Annotated in this window: 6 protein-coding genes; 3 read left to right on the top strand and 3 right to left on the bottom strand. The window is 72.5% G+C overall.

The window, feature by feature from the left end; all coding sequences use genetic code 11:
- The coding region (locus KBX71_RS32195; RefSeq protein WP_210821486.1) for a HAMP domain-containing protein at positions 1-1,363 on the bottom strand (1,363 nt) is incomplete at its 3' end.
- A gap of 294 nt (positions 1,364-1,657) precedes the next feature.
- On the opposite strand from KBX71_RS32195, the gene KBX71_RS32190 reads away from it, so the two are divergent.
- Complete coding sequence (locus tag KBX71_RS32190) at positions 1,658-3,730, top strand: SpoIIE family protein phosphatase (protein ID WP_210821485.1); 2,073 nt, start codon at positions 1,658-1,660, stop codon at positions 3,728-3,730.
- A gap of 44 nt (positions 3,731-3,774) precedes the next feature.
- On the opposite strand, the gene KBX71_RS32185 is transcribed toward KBX71_RS32190, so the two are convergent.
- Positions 3,775-5,133: an FAD-binding oxidoreductase gene (locus KBX71_RS32185; RefSeq protein ID WP_210821484.1), complete on the bottom strand. Its 1,359-nt coding sequence runs from the start codon at positions 5,131-5,133 to the stop codon at positions 3,775-3,777.
- A gap of 96 nt (positions 5,134-5,229) precedes the next feature.
- Here KBX71_RS32185 and KBX71_RS32180 point away from each other — a divergent pair, with 96 nt between their 5' ends.
- Entirely contained in the window at positions 5,230-7,326 is a 2,097-nt protein-coding gene (locus KBX71_RS32180) for a S9 family peptidase (protein ID WP_210821483.1), read from the top strand.
- Positions 7,327-7,481: 155 nt separating this feature from the next.
- A complete protein-coding gene (locus KBX71_RS32175; protein WP_210821482.1) occupies positions 7,482-7,667 on the top strand; it encodes a hypothetical protein in 186 nt (61 codons plus the stop codon).
- Positions 7,668-7,682: 15 nt separating this feature from the next.
- Here KBX71_RS32175 and KBX71_RS32170 read toward each other — a convergent pair whose 3' ends face one another.
- A complete protein-coding gene (locus tag KBX71_RS32170; protein ID WP_210821481.1) occupies positions 7,683-7,838 on the bottom strand; it encodes a hypothetical protein in 156 nt (51 codons plus the stop codon).
- Positions 7,839-8,002 lie beyond the last annotated feature (164 nt).

Raw genomic sequence — 8,002 nt, 5'->3', positions numbered from 1 at the left:
CGCCCAGGTTGCCCTCGGTGCCCACCTCACGCGCGACGCGGGTCACCTCGTCGGCGAACGACGACAGCTGGTCGACCATCGTGTTGACTGTGTTCTTCAGCTCCAGGATCTCGCCCTGGGCGTCCACCGTGATCTTCTGCGACAGGTCGCCCTTGGCCACGGCTGTGGAGACCTGGGAGATGTTGCGGACCTGGCTGGTGAGGTTGCCGGCCAACTGGTTCACGTTCTCGGTGAGGTCCCGCCACGTGCCGGAGACGCCGCGCACCTGGGCCTGGCCGCCCAGCTTGCCCTCGGTGCCCACCTCACGCGCGACGCGGGTCACCTCGTCGGCGAACGACGACAGCTGGTCCACCATCGTGTTGACGGTGTCCTTCAGCTCCAGGATCTCGCCCTGCGCCGCCACCGTGATCTTCTGCGACAGGTCACCGCGTGCCACCGCCGTGGAGACCTGGGCGATGTTGCGCACCTGGGCGGTCAGGTTCGACGCCATCGAGTTGACGCTGTCGGTCAGGTCCTTCCAGGTGCCGGCCACGTTCGGCACCTCGGCCTGCCCGCCCAACTTGCCCTCGGTGCCCACCTCACGGGCCACCCGGGTCACCTGCTCGGCGAAGAGCCGCAGCGTGTCGGTGAGGTAGTTCATCGTGGCGGCCAGCTCGGCCACCTCACCACGCGCGCTGACCGTGATCTTCTGCGACAGGTCGCCCTTGGCCACCGCCGTCGCCACCTGCGAGATCGACCGCACCTGGCCGGTCAGGTTCGACGCCATGGTGTTCACCGAGTCGGTGAGGTCCTTCCAGGTGCCGGCGACGCCCCGCACGTCGGCCTGGCCACCCAGCTTGCCCTCGGTGCCCACCTCACGGGCCACCCGGGTCACCTCGTTGGAGAACGACGACAGCTGGTCCACCATCGTGTTCACGGTGCGCCCGATGCGCAGGTACTCACCGCGCAGCGGCCGACCGTCGATCTCCAACGCCATGTGCTGGGACAGGTCACCGTCGGCGACCGCCACGATCACCCGGGCGATCTCGGTGGTCGGTCGACCCAGGTCGTCGATCAGCGAGTTGATCGCCCGCTGTCCCTCCGCCCAGGAGCCGTCCAGCCCCTCGTCGTCGAGCCGCTCGGTGAGCCGGCCGTCGCGACCGACGATCCGACTGATCCGCCGCAGGTCAAGGTGCTGCCGCTCCTGGAGCGAGACCATCTCGTTGAAGGCGTCCGCCACCTCGCCGGCCGCGCCGGCCCGGCGGGGAAGCCGGGCCTTCAGGTCGCCGCGACCGATCCGTCGCAGTGCCTCGGTCAACTCACCGAGGAGCGCCTCGTGGTCGGACGCGGACGGATCCGCCACCGACTGCTTCGCCGTGGTCATCATTCCTCGCTCAATTCGGGGGCGCCGGTCCGTGCGGACACACCGGCACCCCATATTGTGCCCGCGCGCGCCGTAGTGCCAGGGTGCACGACCCGCCAGGTGGCATCGATCGCCCCGTCGACCCGCCCGATCGGCGTCGACCCGGCACGGCGCGCCGCAAACCTCGCCCGGCTCCCGCAGCCGTCGTTTCGACGCGTCACCGCCGTGTCCCGCCACTCGTGCCCCTGACCGACGCGGCAGCCCCGATTGGTGATCGGCTTGGCACCCGGCAGGGCAACGGTGGAGGATACGGGGGTGTCAGCCGAGGCGGGGCCCGCGACGGCCGGGGCCCGGGACGGGGCCGTCCGGCGTGTCCGGCTGCCCGCCGACCGCCGCACGCCGGCCGCCGCCCGCGCCGTGGTCCGCTCGGTGTTGACCGAGTCACACCTGGACGAACTGGCCAACGAGGCGCTGCTGCTCACCACCGAGCTGACCACCAACGCCGTCGAGCACGCCGGCACCGAGTTGGACATCGAGGTCGTCGCCGACGAGATCGGGCTGACCGTCACCGTGTCCGACTTCGCCCCCGGCTCCGGCGACGAGCTGACCGTCGGCGACCGCAACGACTCCACCGAGATCGACGAGGTCTCCGTGCGGGGCCGGGGCCTCCTGCTGGTCGACCACTTCGCCAGCCGCTGGGGCACCACGTACCTGCCCACCGGGAAGGGCGTCTGGTTCCGCCTGGACCGCCCCGGCGTCGACCCGCCCGCCCCGGGCACCGTCGGCGAGTCGACACCGGCCAACGCCGGCCCGCAAACGAGCACCGACCAGTCCGCGCCGAGCGCCAGCGCGATGAGCGAACTCATGCAGACCGCCCCCGACCTGTACGGGGACGACCCGTTGCCCGACTTCGCCACCAGCCTGCTCAGCCGCGTCGCCGAGATGGTGGGCGCGGCCGGCGGCACGATCCGCCTGGACCGGGGCGACGGACAGGGCCGCCAGGTTTTGGCCCGCTTCGGTCGGCCGCCCCGCGCCGGCAGCGAGCTGCTCCGGGTGCCGCTGACGGTGCACCGCCCGTACGCCGGGGAGTTGGAGTTGGACGCCGCGCCGTCCGCGTACGCCCGACCGCTGGCGGTGCTCACCGCCGAGCGACTGTCGCTGCACCTGGAGAACGACCGGCTGCGCCGGGCCGACATCCGCCGGCAGGTGTGGTTGACGTTCCTGGCCGAGGCCAGCGAGCTGCTGGCCCAGTCGTTGGACGTCGACCTGACCATGGCGCTGGTGCCGCAGTTGGTGGTGCCGCGACTCGGTCAGTGGTGCGCGGTGCACACCACCGACGAGTGGGGCCGGCTTCGGCTGGCGGCGGCCAGCCACGCCGACGAGTCGATGCTTCCGCAGCTGCACAAAGTGCTGGCGGAGGCCGGGCCGGATTCGATCCAGGCCCGCCTACGCGAGGCGTCCCGCAGCGCGGCGCAGATCCCCCTGGGCGGCCCGATGGAGGGTTTCGCGGTCCCGCTGATCGCCCGCGGACAGCGGCTCGGGACCCTCGCGGTGGGGCGACACCAGCGGCACCGGCACGACCCGGACGAGGTGGCCGTGTTGGAGGACGTGGCCCGGAGGGCCGCCCTGGCCATCGAGAACGCCCGGATCCACGCCGAACGCCGTCGCGTGGCGCAGACGCTCCAGCAGTCTCTGCTGCCTCCCGTCCTGCCGGTGGTGGACGGGATCGGTTTCGCCGCCGAGTACGTCCCGACCGGCGACGACGCCGAGGTGGGGGGCGACTTCTACGACGTGGTGCCGCTGCCCGACGGGCGCTGGCTGGTGGTGATCGGTGACGTCTCGGGCAAGGGTGTCCAGGCCGCCGCGGTGACCGGGCTGGTCCGGGACGTGATCCGGGTGCTGGTCGGCGACGGCAAACCGTTGCCCGAGGCGCTGGCGCGGCTCAACGAGACACTTGTCGAGCGTGGGGGCGGTCGCTACTGCACGCTGGCGCTGGCAGCGGTCGGGCTGGGCGAGGGCGGCCGGTTGGACGTCTCGCTGCACCTCGCCGGGCACGACCGGCCGGTGCTGCTTGCCGCGGCGGGCGGCGCAGAGTTCGTCGGCACCGGCGGCACTGCGCTCGGCCTGCTCGACACGATCACCTCACCGACGGCGGAGATCACGCTCGCGCCGGGCGATTCGTTGATCTTCTACACCGATGGCGTCACCGAGCGGCGGCACGGCCGGGAGCTGTTCGGCACCGACCGACTGCGGGACGCCGCAGCGCCCCTGGCTGGTTATTCGGCCGACGTGGTGGCCGCCCGGCTGCGTGCCGCGGCGATCAACTTCTCGGTCGAGCCGCCCCGCGACGACATCGCCATCCTGGTGCTCCGCAACGACGCGACCTGACCGCGCGCTGCCCCCGGCTGTCGGGTCCGCTCGGCCGCCGGGCCCTACAGGCCGCCGGGGAGCCGCCCGGGCGCGAGCCGGTGCTCCGGATCCACGCGCCGCTTCGCGGCCCGCAACTGGGCCAGGCCGGCCAACTCGCCCCACAGGTCGACCGCCTGGCGGACCGCCGCCGGAGCGGAAACCACCACGCAGCGGCCCTGCCGGGCCAGCAGCACCCCTCGGACGGCGGCCAGGATGGACGCCACCCGGTCGGGTGCCAGCGCCCCGGGCAGTGCCGCGTGCACCACGCCCAGCCCGGCGGACCCGCGCACCGGGACCGGCGCGCCGGCCGCGTCGCGTAGCGCGTAGACGGCGGCGTGCAGGTCGCCGATCGGCACTTCCAGGCGCAGCGCCGTGTCACCGGGCGCGAACGGGTAGCGGCGCCACCACGTCGGCGCGGAGTGGGCGATCGTCGCCTCCCCGTGCAGCAGGCCGACCAGCCGCTCGGCACGCTCGGTGACGTCGGCGGGCCCGCCCTCCAGCAGCATCACCAGGCTACCGGCCCGGGACGGGGCACCGGCCCGGCCGGACATCGAAGGATGGCGCTCCCGGGCGGTGGCCGCCGGGTGACCGGGCGGGTACGGCGTACGCGGGCGGGGGGTGCCGCCGGGCAGGTCCAGCTCGATGGCCGACGGCTCCAGCCGAGCGGCGAGGATCGTCCGGACCAGGTCGTGCACCTCCAGCGGCGTCCACACCGGGCGGGACACCCAGAGCCTGCTCGCCGGCACCGGCTGCACCCGCAGGCTCGCCGAGACCAGCACGCCGAGCGCGCCCTGGGAACCGCAGAGCAGGCGGGCCAGGTCGAGCCCGGGCGCGCCACCGCCGACGCTGATCAGCTCGCCGTCGGCGGCGAGGTAGCGCACGCCGAGCAGTTGGTCGCAGGGGCTGCCGTGGCGGTGGCGCAACGGACCGGCCTCGCCGGCGGCGAGCACGCCACCCACTGTCGCGCCGGGTGACGGGGCGTCCATCGCGAGGCGCTGCCCGGTGCGCTCCAGGGTGGCCTGCACCGCCCGCAGTGGGGTGCCGGCCCCCACGTCGGTCACCAGCGAGTCGACCGACTCGTGACCGATGCCGGCCAGCCGACCGGTGTCGAGCAGGATGTCGACCTGAACGGGGGTGGCACCCCAGTCGATCTTCGTGCCCGCGCCTCGGGGCACCACTGTCAGATCGTGCCTGGCGGCCAACCGCAGCACCTCGGCGGCGGCGTGCGGGCCGCCCGGGACGGCCACGAAGCGCGCCGGCCGCCCCGCCACCTCGTCGGCGGGACCGCCCAGTCGGGAGAAGGGTGGACCGCAGATCGCCGCCAACCGCCGGCTGATATCGAGGGCTCCGGACCGGCCGAGGGAACTCGCTGCTGCCGCCATGCCGGCCATCGTACATGTGTTCGAAAGCCGTGGTGGCGAGTATCGGGATGCCGCTGGTCCGGCGCGCTGCGGCTGCCGGCCGGTAACGTGGCCGCCGTGACCACCGAGACTGCCCCGCCCGCGGCGAAGCGCGTGCCCAGCGAGCGCACCCACCACGGCGACACCGTCGTCGACGAGTACTCCTGGCTCGCCGTCAAGGACGACCCGGAGACGATCGCCTACCTGACCGCCGAGAACGAGTACACCGACGCGCGTACGACACACCTGGCCGAGTTGCGCGCCGACCTGTTCGAGGAGACTCGCCGCCGCACCCAGGAGACCGACCTGTCCGTGCCGACCCGCAAGGGCGGGCACTGGTACTACACCCGGACGGTCGAGGGGCAACAGTACGGAGTGCAGTGCCGCCGGGCGGTCCGCGACGGCGAGACCGACCCGCCGGTCAGCGCGGACGGCGCCCCGCTCGACGGCGAGGAGGTGCTCCTCGACGGCAACCTGCTGGCCGAGGGGCACGACTTCTTCTCGCTCGGCGCGTTCGACGTCAGTCCGGACGGTCGCTGGCTGGCCTACTCCACCGACTTCTCGGGCGACGAGCGGTTCACCCTGCGCGTGAAGGACCTGACCACCGGCGAGCTCCTGCCGGACGAGGTGCCGGACACGTTCTACGGCACCGCCTGGTCGAGCGACGCCTCGGCGCTGTTCTACGTGACGGTGGACGACGCCTGGCGGCCGAACCGGGTCTGGCGACACCTCATCGGCTCCGCCGCCGCCGACGACGTGGTGGTCCACCAGGAGGACGACGAGCGGTTCTGGGTGGGCGTGGAGCTCACCCGGTCGGAGAAGTTCATCCTCATCGACGTGCACAGCAAGGTGACGAGCGAGGTTCTTGTCATCCCCGCCGGCAACCCGACCGGCGCGCCGGCCGTGATCGCTCCCCGTCGACAGGGCGTCGAATACACTGTGGAGCACCACGGCCACCGTTTCCTGATCCTGCACAACGACGGCGCGGAGGACTTCGCGCTGGCGTTCACCTCGGCGGACGTACCGGGCGACTGGGTGCCGCTGATCGAACACACCCCCGGCACCCGGCTGGAGGCCGTCGACGCCTTCGCCAACCACCTGGTGGTGTCGCTGCGCACCGACGGGCTCACCGGGCTGCGGGTGCTGCCGGTGGGCAGTGACGACGGGTACGACATCGACTTCCCCGAGCCGCTGTACAGCGTCGGGTTGGACGCCAACCCGGAGTACCGCACCGGCCAGGTCAGGCTGCGCTACTCCTCCCTGATCACCCCCGACTCGGTGTACGACTACGACCTGGTCACCCGTCAGATGGTGCTGCTCAAGCAGAAGCCGGTGCTGCCCGGGCCGGACGGGCGACCGTACGACCCGGCCGAGTACGAGCAGCACCGCGACTGGGCGCTCGCTGACGACGGCACCCGGGTGCCGATCTCGCTGGTCTGCCGCGTCGGCACCCCCCGGGACGGCTCGGCGCCCTGCGAGCTGTACGGCTACGGCTCGTACGAGGCCAGCATGGACCCGTGGTTCTCGGTGGCCCGACTGTCCCTGTTGGACCGTGGCGTGGTCTTCGCGGTGGCGCACATCCGGGGCGGCGGTGAGTTGGGCCGACGGTGGTACGACCAGGGCAAGCTGCTGGCCAAGAAGAACACCTTCACCGACTTCGTGGCGTGCGCGCAGCACCTCGTCAAGGCCGGCTGGACGGCCAGCGACAGGCTTGTCGCCCGGGGCGCCTCGGCCGGTGGCCTGCTGATGGGCGCGGTGGCCAACCTCGCGCCGGACGCGTTCACCGGGATCGTGGCGCAGGTGCCGTTCGTGGACGCGCTCACGTCGATCCTCGACCCGTCGCTGCCGCTGACCGTCACCGAGTGGGAGGAGTGGGGCAACCCTCTCGACGACCCCGAGGTGTACGCGTACATGAAGTCCTACACGCCGTACGAGAACGTGGCGGCCGTGGACTATCCCGCGATCCTCGCGGTGACCAGCCTCAACGACACGCGGGTGCTCTACTCGGAGCCGGCGAAGTGGATCGCCCGGCTGCGGGCGGTCGCCCCGGGCGGCGATTATCTGCTGAAGACCGAGATGGGCGCCGGGCACGGCGGTCCGAGCGGTCGCTACAACTCCTGGCGCGAGGAGGCGTTCATCAACGCCTGGATCCTGGACCGCATCGGCCGCGCCTGAGCCGTGGGTCGGCGTGATCGCGCTCGGTCCCCCCGGGCTATTGGGGAGAGCACCACTTTCAGGATCGGGCGCGATCACCGGCAGATCGCGGCTGCCCGTGCGCCGTGTGGCTGGCGTTGCCGGCCCGACGTGGGTGCCGGGCCTAGACTTCCGGGGTGACCGGGGTTACGGATGGTGACGGCGAAGCCGTTTCGGAGGCCCGGCGACCGAGCGTGGCGGCGGTGGCACGGGATCGCCGGGTCTGGCTGATCCTCGCCGTGGTCGCCGGCCTCCTGGTCTGCTGTTGCTCGGCAGTGGTCGGCACGCTGGTCGCGCTCTCCTCCGGCCTGCTCAGCGCCTGACCCGGCCGCCTCGGCTCAGGTCGTCCGCAGCTCGTCCAGGGCAGTGCTGGCACACAGGAAGAGCAGGCCGACACCGACCGTCACCAGCACCGCCGCCAACGCGCCGGCCCCGAGCCACGCCAGGCGCTCAAGAGGTACGGGGACGGCTCGCTCGATCGTGGGGGCGTACACGATCCGGGTGTACTGCTCGCGGGGGTCGGGTCGTCACAGAGCGCCGCCGTAGCCTCGCAGACCGACGTCGACCCACCGCCCGCCCACACCTCACCGCCGAGCCCTCGGCCGAGCAGCGCCTCCTATTCACTTAGTGAATAGCCAAAATACCCAAGTCAACACCC

The sequence above is a fragment of the Micromonospora sp. D93 genome, from assembly GCF_018070365.1.
GTDB classification, from domain to species: domain Bacteria; phylum Actinomycetota; class Actinomycetes; order Mycobacteriales; family Micromonosporaceae; genus Micromonospora; species Micromonospora ureilytica.
The sequence above is the reverse complement of the archived record's forward strand: the minus strand, read 5'-3'. Positions and strand labels throughout refer to the sequence as shown.